The 16,870-nt window shown below is 67.4% G+C and carries 15 protein-coding genes, 1 pseudogene and 1 riboswitch; of the genes and pseudogenes, 7 read left to right on the plus strand and 9 right to left on the minus strand.

What is annotated here, in order from left to right:
* Positions 1 to 17: 17 nt before the first annotated feature.
* Entirely contained in the window at positions 18 to 593 is a 576-nt protein-coding gene (locus D7D52_RS29230; protein WP_120744543.1) for a TetR/AcrR family transcriptional regulator, read from the minus strand.
* 71 nt (positions 594 to 664) lie between these two features.
* Between D7D52_RS29230 and D7D52_RS29235 the strand changes: the two genes are divergently transcribed.
* Positions 665 to 1,237, plus strand: a complete 573-nt coding sequence (locus D7D52_RS29235; RefSeq protein ID WP_120741489.1) for a dihydrofolate reductase family protein — start codon at positions 665 to 667, stop codon at positions 1,235 to 1,237.
* A 13-nt stretch (positions 1,238 to 1,250) separates the two neighbouring features.
* Here D7D52_RS29235 and D7D52_RS29240 read toward each other — a convergent pair whose 3' ends face one another.
* The gene (locus D7D52_RS29240) at positions 1,251 to 1,874 is read right to left on the minus strand and encodes an NAD(P)-dependent oxidoreductase (protein ID WP_120744544.1); all 624 of its coding nucleotides are present in this window, start codon (positions 1,872 to 1,874) and stop codon (positions 1,251 to 1,253) included.
* Positions 1,875 to 1,972: 98 nt separating this feature from the next.
* Positions 1,973 to 3,112, minus strand: coding sequence for an epoxide hydrolase family protein (locus tag D7D52_RS29245; RefSeq protein ID WP_120741491.1), 1,140 nt, complete (start codon positions 3,110 to 3,112; stop codon positions 1,973 to 1,975).
* An 87-nt stretch (positions 3,113 to 3,199) separates the two neighbouring features.
* Here D7D52_RS29245 and D7D52_RS29250 point away from each other — a divergent pair, with 87 nt between their 5' ends.
* Both D7D52_RS29250 and D7D52_RS29255 read left to right on the plus strand, forming a co-directional pair.
* On the plus strand, positions 3,200 to 3,844 hold the full coding sequence (locus D7D52_RS29250; RefSeq protein ID WP_120741493.1) for a TetR/AcrR family transcriptional regulator: 645 nt from the start codon (positions 3,200 to 3,202) through the stop codon (positions 3,842 to 3,844).
* A 66-nt stretch (positions 3,845 to 3,910) separates the two neighbouring features.
* Positions 3,911 to 4,318: a VOC family protein gene (locus tag D7D52_RS29255; RefSeq protein WP_120741495.1), complete on the plus strand. Its 408-nt coding sequence runs from the start codon at positions 3,911 to 3,913 to the stop codon at positions 4,316 to 4,318.
* Positions 4,319 to 4,375: 57 nt separating this feature from the next.
* Here D7D52_RS29255 and thiC read toward each other — a convergent pair whose 3' ends face one another.
* Together thiC and D7D52_RS29265 are read right to left on the minus strand one after the other, a co-directional pair.
* Complete coding sequence (gene thiC, locus D7D52_RS29260) at positions 4,376 to 6,052, minus strand: phosphomethylpyrimidine synthase ThiC (RefSeq protein WP_120741497.1); 1,677 nt, start codon at positions 6,050 to 6,052, stop codon at positions 4,376 to 4,378.
* Positions 6,044 to 6,152: riboswitch (TPP riboswitch) on the minus strand. It overlaps the preceding gene by 9 nt.
* 73 nt (positions 6,153 to 6,225) lie before the next feature.
* Positions 6,226 to 7,608 (minus strand): lipase family protein, encoded by a 1,383-nt coding sequence (locus D7D52_RS29265; RefSeq protein WP_120741499.1) that lies wholly within the window; start codon positions 7,606 to 7,608, stop codon positions 6,226 to 6,228.
* A 98-nt stretch (positions 7,609 to 7,706) separates the two neighbouring features.
* On the opposite strand from D7D52_RS29265, the gene D7D52_RS29270 reads away from it, so the two are divergent.
* The 3 genes and pseudogenes from D7D52_RS29270 to D7D52_RS38135 all read left to right on the plus strand — a co-directional run bounded on the left by D7D52_RS29270 (position 7,707) and on the right by D7D52_RS38135 (position 9,163).
* Positions 7,707 to 8,396 (plus strand): TetR/AcrR family transcriptional regulator, encoded by a 690-nt coding sequence (locus D7D52_RS29270; RefSeq protein WP_120741501.1) that lies wholly within the window; start codon positions 7,707 to 7,709, stop codon positions 8,394 to 8,396.
* A 157-nt stretch (positions 8,397 to 8,553) separates the two neighbouring features.
* Positions 8,554 to 8,682, plus strand: a pseudogene (locus D7D52_RS39520) (SMI1/KNR4 family protein); the annotation flags it as partial.
* A gap of 97 nt (positions 8,683 to 8,779) precedes the next feature.
* Positions 8,780 to 9,163, plus strand: a complete 384-nt coding sequence (locus tag D7D52_RS38135) for a hypothetical protein (protein ID WP_162958632.1) — start codon at positions 8,780 to 8,782, stop codon at positions 9,161 to 9,163.
* A gap of 19 nt (positions 9,164 to 9,182) precedes the next feature.
* Here the strand turns inward: D7D52_RS38135 and D7D52_RS29285 are convergent, their stop codons facing one another.
* The 4 genes from D7D52_RS29285 to D7D52_RS29300 all read right to left on the minus strand — a co-directional run bounded on the left by D7D52_RS29285 (position 9,183) and on the right by D7D52_RS29300 (position 14,780).
* Positions 9,183 to 11,516: an MMPL family transporter gene (locus tag D7D52_RS29285; protein ID WP_120741503.1), complete on the minus strand. Its 2,334-nt coding sequence runs from the start codon at positions 11,514 to 11,516 to the stop codon at positions 9,183 to 9,185.
* A 124-nt stretch (positions 11,517 to 11,640) separates the two neighbouring features.
* Complete coding sequence (gene fahA / locus D7D52_RS29290) at positions 11,641 to 12,819, minus strand: fumarylacetoacetase (RefSeq protein WP_120744545.1); 1,179 nt, start codon at positions 12,817 to 12,819, stop codon at positions 11,641 to 11,643.
* Between the two features lie 35 nt (positions 12,820 to 12,854).
* Positions 12,855 to 14,060 (minus strand): homogentisate 1,2-dioxygenase, encoded by a 1,206-nt coding sequence (locus tag D7D52_RS29295; protein ID WP_120741505.1) that lies wholly within the window; start codon positions 14,058 to 14,060, stop codon positions 12,855 to 12,857.
* A gap of 93 nt (positions 14,061 to 14,153) precedes the next feature.
* Positions 14,154 to 14,780, minus strand: a complete 627-nt coding sequence (locus D7D52_RS29300; RefSeq protein WP_120741507.1) for a TetR/AcrR family transcriptional regulator — start codon at positions 14,778 to 14,780, stop codon at positions 14,154 to 14,156.
* 156 nt (positions 14,781 to 14,936) lie between these two features.
* Here D7D52_RS29300 and D7D52_RS29305 point away from each other — a divergent pair, with 156 nt between their 5' ends.
* Positions 14,937 to 16,853, plus strand: a complete 1,917-nt coding sequence (locus tag D7D52_RS29305; RefSeq protein ID WP_120741509.1) for an acyl-CoA dehydrogenase family protein — start codon at positions 14,937 to 14,939, stop codon at positions 16,851 to 16,853.
* Positions 16,854 to 16,870 lie beyond the last annotated feature (17 nt).

Below are 16,870 nucleotides of genomic sequence, written 5' to 3' on the forward strand. Positions count from 1 at the left end.
TCCTGTCGCCATCCGCGCTACTGCTGAGGTAGGGCGCGGTCGACCAGGGTGCGAACCAGATCGGCGGCTTGGTGCTCGTCGAAAATGCCTGGGAGGGTGAGGCGGTCGAGAATGAGCCAATTGAGGGCGAGATAGAGGGTGATGACGGCGTTTTCGTCGCCGGGGAGGCCGGATTCACGGTAGTTGGCGATATTGAAGTCGAGGTCGGCGCGGACGCGTTCGGTGAGCAGCGCTTGGAGTTCGGGGCGGCGGGTGGCTTCCAGGCGCAGCTCGAGGCTGGCGAGGTAGCCGGCGCGGAAGTGGGACACGCGGTCGACCACCTCGGTCATGAGGGCGGTCATGGTCTCGCGGGTCTGCGGGCCGCGTGATTTCGCGAGGGCCTCGTCGCTGGGGAGCAGGCGCTCGTAGTAGCGGTTGCCGGTCTGGACGAGCAGGGCGTCGCGGTTGGGGAAGTAGTTGGAGGCGGTGCCGGCGGGGACGCCCGCCTCCTGATCGACCGCACGGAAGGTGAGGCCGCGCGCCCCTTCCCGCGCCAGGACCTCGATCGATGCGTCCAGCAGGGCATTGCGCCGTTCCGGATTGGTCCGAACCACTTGACACCACTCCATCTGTAGTACTAACTTTCAACCGGTTCGATCAGAGTACTACAACTGAGGTGGTCTGAATGCGAAAGCTTGTCTACTACGTGGCGGTCTCCCTCGACGGCTACATCGCGGGCCCGCAGGGCGAATTCGATTTCTTTCCGATGTGCGCGGACATGATGGCCTGGATCGGCGAGCACTACCCCGAGTCTGTGCCCGCCCACGTTCGCGAGCCGCTGGGTCTGCCGCTGGACACTCCGAACAAGCAGTGGGACACCGTTCTCATGGGTCGCGGCACCTACGAGCCCGCCCTCGCCCAGGGCGTCGACCCCTATCCGCATTTGAAGCAGTACGTCTTCTCTACCACCCTCGCCCCCGCGGACCATCCGCGGGTCGAGGTGGTGAACAGCGATCCGGTGGCGCTGGTCAGGGAGCTGAAAAGGCAAGAGGGCATGGACATCTGGCTCTGCGGCGGTGGCAAACTGGCCGGCAGTCTGCTCGGCGAGATCGATCGACTGATCGTCAAGAGCTACCCGGTGATCGCGGGCGGCGGCGTGCCGGCCTTCGCCGGCAACTTCCAGCCGACCCGCTTCACCGTCACCGAGCGCCGGCAGTTCGACACCGGCGCACAGGTCAGCTGGTTCGATCGCGCCTGAACCCGCTCGGGCCTCAATTCGAAATGCCCGGTGTGCGACGGACATACGTGTCGTCGGTGAGCTGCTCGACGAGGAAATCCGCGATGTCCGCACGCGAGATCTTCAGGGCGAGACCGGTTTCGGTGGCGGGGAAGCCGCGCCGGTAGCCGCCGGTAGCGGGGCCGTCGGTGAAGGCGCTGGGGCGCACGATGGTCCAGTCGAGATCGCTGGACCGGACGTAGCGCTCCTGCGCCTCGTGGTCGGCGTACGCCTGGCGCAGCAGCATGCCGAACATGAGGTATTTCCAGACGAAGTTCAGGTTGCCGCGGCTGTCGCCGACACCCAGGGAGGACTGGCAGATCAGGCGTTTGACGCCGGTGCGGTCCATGGCCTCGATGATGGTGCGGGTGCCCTCGGCGCGGACCACGCCCTTGCGGCCCGCGCCCAGGGTGACGATCACCGCGTCCTGGCCGATGACCGTGCGCTCCACGGCGGCCGGGTCGAGGACGTCGCCGACCTCGACCCGCAGCCGCTCGTGGGGTGCGGCGACATGGGCGGCGTCGCGGGTCAGGATGGTGACCTGATGTCCGGCCGCCAGCGCGCGGGCGACGACGTGGCGACCGACGGTCCCGGTGGCTCCGAAAATGGCTACCTTCATGGCTCTCACCTCGTGAAATTCGTTGTCGGGAAGGTGAATCCAGTACACCAACGGCAGCCGGCCGGGAACATCGCCGCGCGTCTCGCGAACATGCGAGATCAGCTCAGGCGAGCGAAGAACTCTCGAATGTCGGCGACCAGGATGTCGGTCGCCTCGTGTGCGGCGTAGTGCCCGGCCGCGTCGTTGGGGCTGGTGGAGCGGGACGAATTCGCGTCGTAGGCATGCCAGCTGGCGATGTTCTTGTGGTCGCGGTCGGCGAAGCGGCGGATGGACTGGAAGTCGCCCTTGAACATGGCCAGACCGGTCGGCACGGTGGTCGGGCCCGGCGTGCGCTCGGTGTCGTGGGCGTCCTCCCAGTAGAAGCGGATCGAGGAGGCGGCGGTGCCGGTCAGCCAGTAGATCGCCACATTGCCGATGACGAACCGCGCGTCCAGGCTCTCGCCCATGAGCTGGGAATTCCAGCCCAGCAGGCCGATGGGTGAATCCGAGGTGGCGAAGGCCAGGGTCTGCGGCTGCTGGCTGTGCAGGGTGTTGAAAGTGAACTTGTTGTCCATGAACCACTGCAGATGCCCCAGCGCCGCCATGTCCTCCTCCGACAGCTCCGCCATCTCCGCCGGATCGCCGGAGGGGAACGAGAACAGCTGTGTCACATGGATTCCCATCAGGTGCTCGGGGGCGATGCGGGCCATCTCCGGTGCGACCATCGAGCCCGCGTCATTGCCGATCGCGGCGAAGCGCTGGTAGCCGAGCCGGACCATGAGGTCGACGAAGGCGCGGGCGGTGCGGCGGGTGCCCCAACCGGCGCTGCGGGTCGGCCCGGAGAAGCCGAAGCCCGGCAGCGACGGGATGACCAGGTGAAAGGCCGGGGCCGCCGCGTCTTCGGGGTTGGTCAGCGGCTCGATGACGTCCAGGTACTCGAGGATCGACCCGGGCCAGCCGTGGATGAGCACGGCCGGGACGGCGTCGGCCCGGGGTGAGCGGACATGCAGGAAGTGGATGTCCTCGCCGTCGATCTCGGTGGTGAACTGCGGGTAGGCGTTGAGCTCGGATTCCAGTGCCCGCCAATCGAATTCTTCCAGCCAGTACTGCGCGAGCCCGCGCACCCGGTCGACGGTGACGCCGTAGGAGTCGCCCACGCCCGGCAGCTCGTTCGGCCACAGCGCCTTGCGCAGCCGCGCGTCCAGATCGTCGAGCCGGGCCTGGGGGACGTCGATGCGGAAGGGGCGGATGGCGGTCATGATGCTCTCCTTATTGGAACGGAATGTTTCGTTCTGTTTTAAAGATAGCGGAACGGATCATTCCGTTCAAGTGGTATTCTCGGATTCATGCCGAAGACAGCCGAACCCGCAGCTCAGCGCGCCCTGCCCGGCCGCAAGGCGCAGGCCGCCCGCAATGACGAACTCATCCTGGCCGCGGCCCGCGACGTCTTCCTCGCCGAACCCAAGGCCCCGATCTCGGCGGTCGCGGAACGCGCCGGGGTCGGTATCAGCGCCCTGTACCGCCGCTACCCGAGCAAGGAACAGCTACTGCGCACCCTCTGCTACGACGGGCTGCGGCGCTACAACACCGAAGCCGAAGCGGCACTGGAGAACTCCGACGGCTGGGCCGTGCTGGTCGACTTCCTGCACCGCGTGGTCGAAGCCGACGTGCACTCGCTGGTCGTGCATCTGGCCGGCACCTTCACCCCGGACGAGTCGATTCTCCCCGAAGTGCGGCGCTCGGCCGAACTCAATGCCGAGATCCTGCGCCGGGCACGGGAATCCGGGCGACTGCGACCGGAGATCGATGTCGCGGACTTCGGCCTCATCCTCGAATCCTGCGCCGCCATCACAGTTCCCGATGCCGACCGCACCCGCCAACTCCGCCTCCGCGTGCTCACCCTGCTGATCGACGGCCTCGCCGCCACCACCGGCCTCCCCGGCCCGCCGCCCACTCCGGGCGAATTCGCCCATCGATGGCAGCCTCGCTGAACCATGATGATTTCCGTGACTCGGCTCCGACTTCCCGGTGAACGCCCCTGATCGGAAGGATCTGTCATGAACTGGACTCTCGAAGTGGTCATCGTCCCGGTCTCCGACGTCGACCGCGCCAAGGATTTCTACTCCAACAAGCTCGGCTTCCATGTCGACCACGACGTGCGGCCCAGCGAGGGCATGCGCATCTGCCAGCTGACGCCGCCCGGGTCGGGCTGCTCCATTGTCATCGGGGAGGGCGCGGTTCCGAAGATGGAGCCCGGCTACCTCGAGGGCTTGCAACTGGTCGTCCCGGATCTGCGACGGGCGCACGCCGAGCTGGTCGCGCGCGGGGTCGACGTCACGGACATCCAGGTGCTGCCCGGACCCACCAACCCCGATGCCGACCCGCTGGACAACAGCGGGTTCATCTTCTTCGACGATCCGGACGGCAACAGCTGGTCGGTGCAGCAGATTTCCAGCCGCGCCTGAAACGAGTTCGGGGCGGGCGGCTCGAAAGCCGCCCGCCCCGAATCGGATTCGGTGTCGTCAGACGACGGGCAGGTAGACCTTGTTGCCCGCGTCGGCGAATTCCGCGGACTTCTCCGCCATGCCCGCCTCGATGGCGTTCACGTCGGTGAGGCCGTGCTTCTCGGCGTAGTCGCGGACGTCCTGCGAGATGCGCATGGAGCAGAACTTCGGGCCGCACATGGAGCAGAAGTGCGCGGTTTTGGCGGGCTCGGCCGGCAGCGTCTCGTCGTGGTACTCCCGCGCGGTGTCGGGATCCAGCGAGAGGTTGAACTGGTCGGTCCAGCGGAACTCGAAGCGGGCCTTGGACAGCGCGTTGTCGCGGTCCTGGGCGCGCGGGTGCTGCTTGGCCAGGTCGGCGGAGTGGGCGGCGATCTTGTAGGTGATCACGCCGACCTTCACGTCGTCACGGTTGGGCAGGCCCAGGTGTTCCTTGGGCGTCACGTAGCAGAGCATGGCGGTGCCGGCCTGGGCGATGATGGCCGCGCCGATGGCCGAGGTGATGTGGTCGTAGGCGGGCGCGATATCGGTGGCCAGCGGGCCGAGGGTGTAGAACGGAGCCTCCTCACAGAGCTCCTCCTCCAGCCGCACGTTCTCCACGATCTTGTGCATGGGCACGTGGCCGGGGCCCTCGATCATCACCTGCACGCCATAGGATTTCGCGATCTTGGTGAGCTCGCCCAGGGTGCGCAGCTCGGCGAACTGGGCCTCGTCGTTGGCGTCCGCGATGGAGCCGGGGCGCAGGCCGTCACCGAGGGAGAAGGTGATGTCGTACTTCGCGAGGATCTCGCACAGCTCGGCGAAGTTGGTGTACAGGAACGATTCCTGATGATGCGCCAGACACCACGCGGCCATGATCGACCCGCCGCGCGAGACGATGCCGGTGACGCGCTTGGCGGCCAGCGGCACGTAGCGCAGCAGCACGCCCGCGTGCACCGTCATGTAGTCGACGCCCTGCTCGGCCTGCTCGATCACGGTGTCGCGGTAGATCTCCCAGGTCAGCTTGGTGGGATCGCCGTTGACCTTCTCCAGCGCCTGGTAGATCGGCACGGTGCCGACCGGGACGGGGGAGTTGCGCAGGATCCACTCGCGGGTCTCGTGAATGTTCTTGCCGGTGGACAGATCCATGATGGTGTCGGCGCCCCAGCGGGTGGCCCACACCATCTTCTCCACCTCCTCGGCGATGGAGGAGCTCACGGCCGAGTTGCCGATGTTCGCATTGATCTTCACCGCGAACTTCTTGCCGATGATCATCGGCTCGGACTCGGGATGGCGGTGGTTGGCGGGAATGACGGCGCGACCGGCGGCCACCTCGTCACGCACCAGTTCGGGCGAAACGCCTTCGCGCGCGGCGATATACGCCATCTCCTTGGTGACGATGCCCTGGCGCGCCCAGTTCAGCTGGGTCGGCGGGCCGTCGACCTGCGGCTTGTCCCAGGCGTCGCGCAGCTTGGGCAGCCCGGCCTCGAGGTCGATGGTGGCGGTGGCGTCGGTGTACGGGCCGGAGGTGTCGTACACGTCGAAATGCTCGCCATTGGTGAGGTTGATGCGCCGCACCGGGACGTTCAGGATCGTGCCGTCGGCCTCGACCTGTTCGTAGTGCTTGACACTGCCCTCGATGGGGCCGGTTGTCACGGTGTCGACGGGCCCGCTCTTGCCAGTGGACACAGGGCTGCTGGAGACACGGCTGGATGACATTCGAATCCTCCCTACGCCGGCATTACCCGGTCAGGTTCATACGGTCGACGGCCCTAGCCGTCCTCTCAGCCCGCTGGTGCGAGCCCCCGTTGGCAATACGTACTTTCCAGCCGACCATACCCGGTCCCGGGACGCGAACGCCCCGGGACCGTGGAATATACGATCCGGTCCGATCAGCGCTCTTGCGGTCCGATCGGCCAGCCGAGGGCGCCGAAAGCGGCGTTCAACGCGATCTCGGTCTGCGTCGTCAGCGCGTCCATGCTGATCACATTGTCGGTCCGGCAACCCACCGGATCGGCCGCGCCGGGCGCCAGCCGCGACTTGATCCAGTTGAAGGCGTCGGCCATGCCGAGCGTGGTCAGCGTCAGATGCTCGCTGAGGTGATCGCGCTTGTAGTACACGGAAGTTCCACCGTCACACCACTGCTGGACCAGGCGGTCGTTGGTGTACCACGGCACCGCCTCGTCGTAGACGCCCTGGTAGACCATGGTCGGCGCGGTCGGCGGATTGCTGCCCAGCACGGTGGAATCGAAGACCTCCTTGATCTCCGGCAGCGCCAGGAAATCCGCGATCGGGATGGTCAGCATGCGCTGGTAGTCGGTGAACATCAGGTTCAGCACATTGCGCACCAAACACTGGCCGGCGGTGCGGTCCATGATGGCCCGGCCCTCCGGCGTCAGATACTTGTCGGTGGTCTCGGCGAACTTCGGGTACGCGTTGCGCAGCGACGCGATGCCGACGCCGATCAGGCTGGCGAACATGGAACCGTTGACGTGCAACAGGGATTCGACATCCGAGACGGGCGCGCCCATGGCGATGGCCTTGACGTTCAGCTCCGGCGCGTAGCTCGGCTGCATCTCCGCCGCCCAGCCGCTGCCCATGCCGCCGCCGGAGTAACCCCACAGGGCGACAGGCGTATTCGCGCCGTCCAGGCCCAGCGGCTGGAAGCTCTCGGCGGCGCGCACGCTGTCGAGAATCATGTAGCCGGGTTCCTTGGCGACGGCGAGGTGCCCGTTCAGACCCTCGTAGTCGGGCACGTTGATGGCGTAACCCTGGCTGATCGAGGCGGCCAGCTCCAGGTATTCGACCGTCGAGTGGATGCCCTCCAACGCGGGCAGCCCGCCGCCCTGCTGCAGCACGTACGACGGCGCGCACGCCGGTGAGGTGCTGTCGTAGAAGAACTGATGAGAGACCAGTGGCCGGCCGTGAGAAGTGTTGGCCCCCTCCGGAATCGCCACCGTGGTGGCCGCGACCGTCGGCTGCCCGAACAGGTCGGTGGTGCGGTAGAGCAGCTGCCAGGACCGCACGTGCACCGGCAGGACGGTGAGCACCGCCAGCTGCACCTCGCGGGTGCGCAGCACGGTACCGGGCGCGGTGGACTCGAACCCGTCGGGCGCCTGATAGAACGGATCCACATTCACCGGTTGTGGTTGTGCCGCAGCCGTTCCCGCACCGGCGGCCCCGAGCAGCACGGCCGAGGCGGCGGTCAGTGCCGTCGCGAGGGCGGCCGCGAGCAGCCGCCTGCCCCGCGCTCGGCGATCCCCATTGATTGCCACGTCTCTGTTCCCTTCTCATCGACGTGACAGCGATTACAACACGGACTCCAGTTACCAACAAGATGTCTTTCTGAAATACTGTTGGCTATCGTCTAGGCATGTCCCGCAGCAAATCTGCCGCGCCGACCGACCGGACACCCGTGCGGCGTCGCATCCGCGGCCTCGACGCCGACGAGCGCAGCGCCCAGCGCCGCCGCCAACTGCTCGCCGCCGCCACCGAACTGTTTGCCCGCCAAAGCTATTCGCTGACCTCGATCGAGCAGATCTGCCAGCACGCCTACGTGGGCACCAAGGGCTTCTACGATCACTTCGACAGCAAGGAGGCCTGCTACACCGCCCTGCTCGAACAGATCACCACGGGCATCCAGCAACGCGTCGCCGAGGCGGCCGCCGAGGTCGCCGGCCGCGACTGGCCCACCCAGCGCGCCGCCATCATCGCGGCCTTCGTCCACGCCATCGCCGACGACCCCCGCCTGGCCAAGGTCACCTTCGGCGAGGCGGGCGGCATCTCCCCGGCCGTGGAAGCCCAGCGCCGCCGCAACCGCCGCTGGGCCGCCGAGTTCATGAAACACCAATGGCTCCAAGCGAACACGACCGACGCCCCGTCCCTCCTGCCCCTAGCCCTCGCCACCATAGGCGGCATGTTCGAACTCATCGCCGACTGGCTCCACCACCACGACGACGGCGGCGCACCGGATTCCGTCGAAACCCTGATCACCGACCTCAACCACTTCGTTGCCATCGTCGACGCAGGCCGCGCCGCCACCGCCCCCCGAACACCGGATTAGGACACATTTCCGATACCCCGCTGTCGGTGCCCCTGATTACCGTCGATCCGGTACCCGGCGGAAAGGGCCTGTCGACGTGGAGTGGAAACCGTGGTTGTCCCGGTGGAGCGAGGAGTGGATCCGCGGCTCGGAGCCGGGGACGGTGGAACCGGAGGTGGTGCGGGGCCGGTGGCTCGGTTTCGCGCCCGCGAGCGAGTCCGACCTCGCCGCCGCCGAGGCGCGAATCGGGCGGACGCTGCCGCCGTCGTATCGCGAGTCCCTGCTGACCACGAATGGGTGGCGGAATGCCGGATATTCCGTGAGACGGATGCGCGACACCTCCAACCTGGGGTGGCTGCGCGATCTCGAATCGAAGTGGGAGACCGCGCGCGATCCTGTCGTCGGTGCACTACGAGGAGCCCGAACCGGGAGACATTCCGGGAATCGCGGAGCGGGTACGGCGGGTCACCGACGCGGAATACGCGGAATACGCGGCGGCGCACGGGTTTACCGAACTTCCGAAGTTCGTCGCGCCGGACCTGCGCACCACCGCGGTGGTGCAGCGGATCGAAACGACGCTGCGGATCAAGGGCTCTCAGTTCCATCTGCTCGACTACGGTGGCCGGCAGCTGGCGAATATTCTGCCGATCCCGCCGGGCGCGGAATCCGCCGAAACCCTGGTGGCCATGCCGGAGCCACCCATATCGTCTCCGCTTCCACACCGCGAAATCCGGTTGCCTGCTGCAGATCTGGAAGCAAGCGCGAACAAGCCGCTGATTCACTCCTGATCGGTGAGTATGGATGGCGTCAGACGTGGGGGAGGGTGCTCACCATACGGCCGCCTTCGCCGGCAGCATGGGCGTCGGCCTCGGCGTCATGGGCGTCGTGGTGGTGGTCTGCGCCGGTGCGGTCGCCCTCGGTTACCGGCGCTGACTCCTCCAATCCGATCCGCTTGTGCAGGGCCGCAAGTGGTTTCGGGGACCACCAGTTGCCGGTGGACATCAGGCGCATGAGGGCCGGGGCCAGTAGGCCGCGGATGACGGTGGCGTCGGAGACCACCGCTAGGGCCAGGCCGATGCCGAAGAGTTTCATGGGGGCGACTTCGGAGGTGGCTACGGCCAGGAGCACGACCGCCATCAGGCCCGCGGCGGCGGTGAAGATTCGGCCGGTGCGGGCTACGCCGAGGGCGACCGAGCGGGTGTTGGCCGCGGGGCCGCGGTCGGAGGTGAGCCACTCCTCGCGAATACGCGACAGCAGGAAGACCTCGTAGTCCATGGACATGCCGAAGGCCAGGCAGAACATGAGGATCGGCATGAACAGGTCGAGGCTGCCGGTCGAGGTGAAGCCGAGCAGGCTCGACAGGTGGCCCTGTTCGAAGATCCAGATCATCGCGCCGAAGGTGGCGGTCAGCGAGAGCATGTTCAGCAGCAGCGCCTTCACCGGGAGCACCACGCTACCGGTGAACAGGAACAGCAGGATCAGCGTGATGATCGCGATCAGACCGGCCGCCAACGGGATTCGGCTGATGACCGAATCCATGGTGTCCTCGTTCAGGGCCGCCGCGCCGCCGAAGAGCACGGGGCCGGGTGCGGGCACCGCGCGCAGGGCCGCGAGTTGCTGTTTGCCCTCGGGGGAGTAGGGCGCGATCCTGGTGCCGACCGAGAGATACGTGCCGTTCGGACCGATCATCTGCGGGACGCCGGCCGCCATCTTGGTGCCGGTCGCGTACACGCCGTCGCCCGACAGCACCGCCGCGACACCCGGTACCTCGGACAGCTTTTCGGCGTACGCGCCGATCGCCTTGGCGTCGCCGTGGAAGCCGGGCAGCACCGCCACGGCACTGGCCGCCATATCGGCGTTGAAATCCTGCCGCAGCGCGTCACCGACCTGACGGCTGGAGGCGAAGGTGCCGATCACCCGATCGTCGGGCGTGCCGAAATGCGCTCGCAGGAACGGGGATCCGAGCGCCAGCAGCACCGCCGCCGCGACCACCGCCACCGGCAGCGCCCGCTTCATCACACCGGTGACCAGGCGATACCAGAAGGTCGCCTCGATCGGTCGCGGTGCGGGCTCGCCGCGACCGAGCCAGCGGCGCACCGGTTTCCGCAGATCCCAGGCATTCACCCGATCGCCGAGCAGGACCAGCGCGGCGGGCAGCAGCAGCACCGACGCGCCCACGGCCGCGGCCACCACCGCCACCCCGGCGTACGCGAAGGACTTGAAGAACGGCTGCGGGAACACCGCCAGCGCGGCCAGCGCCAGCGCGACGGTCAACCCGGAGAACACGACCGTGCGGCCCGCGGTCTGCACCGACCGCAGAATCGCCGCGCGGGTATCCAGGCCATTGGCCAGCTCCTCGCGGTAGCGGCTGACGAGGAACAGGCTGTAGTCGATGGCCAGGGCCAACCCCAGCGCACTGGTCATATTGAGCGCGAAGATCGACACGTCCATGACCGTGGTGAGCCCGCGCAGAATGCCCATGGTCGCGGCGATCGCGAACAGGCCCACGCCCACCGGCAGCAGCGCCGCGATCACGCTGCCGAACACCAGCACCAGCAGCAGCGCCGACACCGGCACCGCGATGGCCTCGGCCAGCACCAGATCCTTTTCCACCTGATGGTTGATGTCGGCGAAGGTGCCGGCCATGCCGCCGACGCGCACTTCGACGCCGTCGTGGTCGCCGTCGAGCCGCGCCGAGATGTCGGCGGCCCGGTTCTGCACCTCGGTATCGGTGCCGGTGACGGTGGCCAGGATCAGCCCGCGCTTGCCGTCCTTGCTCTTCAGCGCGGTGGCCAGATCGGAGCGGGTGGCGAGGTTGGTCCAATAGGACTGCACGCCGGTCACATTCGGGTCGCCGCCGAGTTCGCCGGTGACGCGTTGCGCCTCGGCGCGCACCTCGGGGCTGTTGACGCCGCCGTCACCGCTCACCATGACGATGAGGTTCGGATTGCCGCCGGGGAAGTTCTCGGTGATGAAATCGTTGGCGCGCACCGACTCCAGCGAGTCGGTCAGATAGCCGCCGCCGACCATGTGGGATTTCACGGTGGCCCCGAAGCCGCCGCACACCAGCATCAGCAACAGCGCGGCGACCAGGACCGCGCGGGGGCGTGCCATGGCGAACCGGGCAGAACTGGTCAACATTGACGCAACCCTCCGACAGTCATCAGACGTCGGAACGGTAACGCTCCTGGTCTACCGCTCGGCAGGTTAAGTGACCATGCTCATGGGCATAGCCCATGGCTATTGAATGGTTAATGGTGGGCGGCTAGACAGCTTTCGCGATGCGGCCGCGCACCTCGCCGAGTCGCAGGCGGCCGCCGCCGATCGCCGGGGCGGTGGCGGTGATGACCACCTCGTCGCCGTCCTCGAGGAAGGTCCGGCCCACGCCGTTCAACTCCACGGGTTCGGTACCGCCCCAGGTCAATTCCATCAGCGATCCGCGCTCGCCGCGCTCGGCCCCGGAAATGGTGCCCGATGCGAAGAGATCGCCGGTGCGCGTCGACGCCCCGTTCACCGTCATGTGCGCCAGCATCTGCGCGGGCGACCAGTACATGCGCCGGAACGGAGGCGTGGAGACCAACTGATCGTTCCACTCCACGCGCAGTTCGATATCCAATCCCCAGGCCGCGCTGTCGCGCAGATACGGCAGCGGTTCGGGCTCCTGCGCGGGCAGCGGAATCCGCGCCTCGGTCAAGGCGTCGAGCGGCGTCACCCATGCCGACAGCGAGGTCGCGAAGGACTTGCCCAGGAACGGACCCAGCGGCTGCCCCTCCCACGCCTGGATGTCGCGCGCCGACCAGTCGTTCACCAGCGCCACGCCGAACACGTGCTCGGCGAAATCCCCTGCGGCGATAGGCTTTCCGAGTTCCGATCCCGAACCCACCAGGAAACCCAGCTCGGCCTCGATGTCCAGGCGGCGACTCGGCCCGAAATCCGGTGTGCCCGAATCGGTCTTGCGTTGCCCGTGCGGTCGCACCACCTCGGTGCCGGACACCACCACGGTGCCCGCGCGCCCGTGATATCCCACCGGCAGATGCCGCCAATTCGGCAGCAGCGGTTCGCCGGTGGGCCGCAGCATGCGGCCCATGGCGGTGGCGTGATCGAGGCTGGCGTAGAAATCGACGTAGTCGCCGATCTCCACCGGCAGATCCAGCCGCACCGAGCGCACCGCGTGCACGGCCGCCGCGGGCAGTTCGGATTCCGCGGCGGCCGTCACCCGCTCGCGCACCTCGCGCCAGCACTCCGGGCCCTGCGTCATGAAGGCGTTCAGGCTGGGCTGATGGAACATCGGATCGTCCAGCGCCACCGCCAGATCGATGATCGAATCGCCCAATCGCGCACCCACCCTGGGCTCCTCGCCCAGCGGCCGGAACACGCAGTACGGCAGGTGCGTCGGACCGAACCCGGAACCCTCGGGCACGTCGATGCGCACGCGACTACTCATATCCCCGGTCACCTTCCCCATCACCTTGTCCCCGCTCAAATCCACTGACTCGGCCCGCGACCCGACCACGTCCACGCGTAGCCGGGATCCTCACAGGCCAGCGCGCCCTCACCCAGCCGCAACGGGTGGAAGGTGTCCACCATGACGGCCAGCTCGTCGAAGAACTCCAACCCGATACTGCGTTCGTAGGCCCCCGGCTGCGGTCCGTGCGCGTACCCGCCCGGATGCACCGACACCGAACCCTGCCCGATCCCGGATCCCTTGCGCGCCTCGTAGTTTCCGCCGCAATAGAACATGATCTCGTCGGAGTCCACATTGGAGTGGTAGTAGGGCACCGGTATCGACAGCGGATGGTAGTCCACCTTGCGCGGCACGAAATTGCAGATCACGAAGTTCTGCCCGGCGAACGCCTGATGCGCCGGCGGCGGCTGATGCACGCGCCCGGTGATGGGTTCGAAATCGGCGATGTCGAAGGTGAACGGGTACAGGCAGCCGTCCCAGCCCACCACGTCGAAGGGATGGGTCGCGTAGACCAGGCTGGTGCCCACGATCTCACCGGCGGGCCGGTGCTTGACCAGCACCTCGACATTCTCGCCCTCGGCCTGGGCGAGTTCGGTCGGCCCGTGCAGATCCCGCTCGCAGTAGGGCGCGTGCTCGAGCAGCTGACCGTACTTCGACAGATACCGCTGCGGCGGCGTGATGTGCCCGGTGCCCTCGATGATGTAGGCGCGCAACGGTTCCGGGCCGTCCGGAATCCAGCGATGCGTGGTGGCGCGCGGCAGCAGCACCTGATGGCCCTGGCGCACCGGCAGCGTCCCGAACACGGTTTCCACCCGGCCCGAACCGGATTCGATATAGGCCAGCTCGTCGCCGACGGCATTGCGATACAGCGCCGACTCGCGCAGCGCCGCCACATACGAGATGCGGACGTCGGCATTGCCGAGCAGCAGCCGCCGCCCGGTGACCACATCGCTGTCGCCCGCTTTGTCGCCGAGGAACAGCTCGTGCAGTTTCAGATGCCGATGCCGCAGTGGATGGTTCGGGTAGAGGCGCTGCTCGGGCAGTACCCACACCGACGAATCCACAATGGCCGGAGGCAATCCCCGGTGATAGAGCAGCGAGGAATCGCCGGAGAAGCCCTCTTCTCCCATCAGCTCTTCGTAATAGAGCCGCCCCTGCGCGTCCCGATGCTGGGTGTGCCGCTTGGGTGGCACCGAACCGACCTGCCGATAGAACGTCATTGCCGTCTCCCGCATTGACCGATGGTCCGTTTCCCATCGTAGCCATCGGATTGCGGGTGCGGCCGGGTTCGGGCAGGTGTGCTGGCGCGTGGCTCAGGCGTGCCGCAGGGCGCGGTAGACGGCCGCGCCGACGAACTCGCCCAGGGTGTCCGGCGTCCATTCGCCCGGGTCGGTGAGCAGGGTGCGGACCGCGCCCTCCCCGGCGGAGACCCACAGCTCGACCAGCGCTGAAAGCTTGCGCTCCGCGTCGGCGGTGCCCCACGCCTTCAAGGTCGGTCGCAGCCGCCGGGCGCAGCGCTGCACCGCGAGCAGCCGGCCCTTGCCGAACGAATCCGCCACGGCCGGATCGGGATTGCCGTACAGCAGCCGCCAGCTGTCGGGCCGTTGGGACACGGTGTGCAGGAGCGCCCGGAAGCCCTCGACGAACACCGCCTCGTCGGCCTCGACCCGGCGGCGCGGCAGCACATCCAGGATGCCCGCCACCAGGTACTCCTCCTCGCGCTGGATCAGCGCCTGCAGCAGTTCGACCCGATCGGTGAAGCAGGCGTAGACCACGGGCCGCGTCACCTTCATGCGGTCGGCCACGGCGGCGATGGTGACCGCGGCGATGCCGTCGGCGACGGCGATCTCCAACGCGGTGTCGAGGACCTGCGGGCGCCGGCGTTCGGGACCCAGATGCCGCGCGCGCTGGCGTGGTCGTATCGCCGAATCGGTACCCATGCGCACCGACGATAGCAGTGCCCGCGGTCGGTGGAACGGCAGGTCCGAACGGGTAACAAGATCGTTTCCTACGGCTGCGAACAAAAATGCTACATTCACGAAGGAAAGTATCCGGGGGAGACGCCGACGCTCCCCGGCCGGAGGAGACGAAGCCCGATGACCCAGACCCTGTTCAACCCGAAGACCTGCGAATTCACCGAGTTCGACGCGGAGACCCGGCGGCTGCTGCGCGCCACCGTCGACTATTTCGAAGCCTTCGGCAAGGTCCGGCTGCTGGCCGAGAGCCGGGACCGGGTCTGGTACGCCGATTTCCTGGACTTCGTCAAGCGCGAACGCGTCTTCGCGACCTTCCTGACCCCGGCCGCGCAGGCCGGCGGCGATCCGAACAAGCGCTGGGACACCGCGCGCATCGCCATGATGAGCAAGATCCTCGGCTTCTACGGCATGCAGTACTGGTACGTCTGGCAGGTGACGATCCTGGGCCTCGGCCCGATCTGGCAGAGCGCCAATGCCGAAGCGAAGGCCCGGGCCGCCGCCCTGCTGGAGTCCGGCGAGATCTTCGCGTTCGGGCTCTCCGAACAGGAGCACGGCGCGGACATCTACTCCACGGATATGGTGCTGTCGCCCACGCCGGGCGGCGGCTACTCGGCCACCGGCGGCAAGTACTACATCGGCAACGGCAATCTGGCGGGCATGGTGTCGGTGTTCGGCCGCCGCGCCGACAAGCCGATCATCGACTCCTCGGACTTCCTGCGGACGATGACCGACGAGGAGTACTCCGGCTACCTGTTCTTCGCCGCCGACTCCCGGCACAAGAACTACAAGCTGCGCAAGAACGTCGTCGACTCCCAGATGTACGTCGCCGCTTTCGATCTCGACGACTATCCGGTCGCCGAAGCCGACATCCTGCACACCGGACGGGCGGCCTTCGACGCCGCCATGAACACTGTCAACGTCGGCAAGTTCAACCTCGGCTTCGGGGCGGTCGGCGCGTGTGAGCACGCCATGTTCGAGGCCGTCACCCACGCGCACGGCCGAATCCTGTTCGGGCACCGCGTGACCGAGTTCCCGCAGGTGAAATCGCTGCTCGCGGACAGCTTCGCGCGGCTGATCGGCATGAAGCTCTACAGCGAGCGCGCCATCGACTACATGCGCAGCGCCAATGCCGACGACCGGCGGTATCTGCTGTTCAACGCCATCGAGAAGATGTCGGTCACCCGGCATGGGCAGCAGCTGTACGAGGATCTCGCCGATGTCATCGCCGCGCGCGGCTTCGAGAACGACATGTACTTCCCGATGGCCATGACCGGCATGTTCGGGCTGCCGCGCCTGGAGGGCACGGTGCACGTGAACATGGCGCTGTCGCTGAAGTTCATGCCCAACTTCATGTTCCATCCCGCCGATGCCGCGCTCGCGGCGCTGCGCTACCTGCCCGGCGCGGGCGTCGCCCCCAAGGGCGCGGTGCGCGCGGTGTCGGGTGCGCTGAGCTGGACCAGCCGGCATGCTGCTCCGGCCGTCAAGGCCGTGCCTGCGCTGAAGGTCGAATTCGCCCGTGCCGCACACGCTCCCGTGCCGACCCGACGCGACAGCGCCGACGACGAGTTCCTGTTCCGGCAGGGCCCGAGCAGTGGCCTGGGCAAGATTCGGTTCACAGATTGGCGTGCGGTGTTCGAGAAGTTCGCGCACATCCCGAATGTCGCGGTCTTCCTGGAACAGGCCCTCGCCTTCCAGGCCCTGCTGGCCGCCGCCACCCCGACCGCCGCCCAGCAGCAGGACGTCGATTTCCTCTTCGCCCTCGGCGAGCTGTTCACCACCCTCCCGTACGCCCAGCTCATCCTGGAACAGGCCGAGATCGCGGGCGCCGACGAGGCCGTGCTGGACCAGCTGTTCGACCTGTTCGTGCGCGAGTTCTCCCGCCACGCCCTGACCCTGCATACCAAGCCCGCCGCCACCAGGGCGCAGCAGACCCGCGCCCTGGACCTGGTCCGCCGCCCGATCCCCTCGGATACCCGCTTCGCACGGGTGTTGGAGCAGGTCACGGCCCTGGCGGGCCAGTACGAGATGAACCCCTGAGCGAATGCTACATTCGT

It is taken from the genome of Nocardia yunnanensis (assembly GCF_003626895.1).
Lineage (GTDB): Bacteria > Actinomycetota > Actinomycetes > Mycobacteriales > Mycobacteriaceae > Nocardia > Nocardia yunnanensis.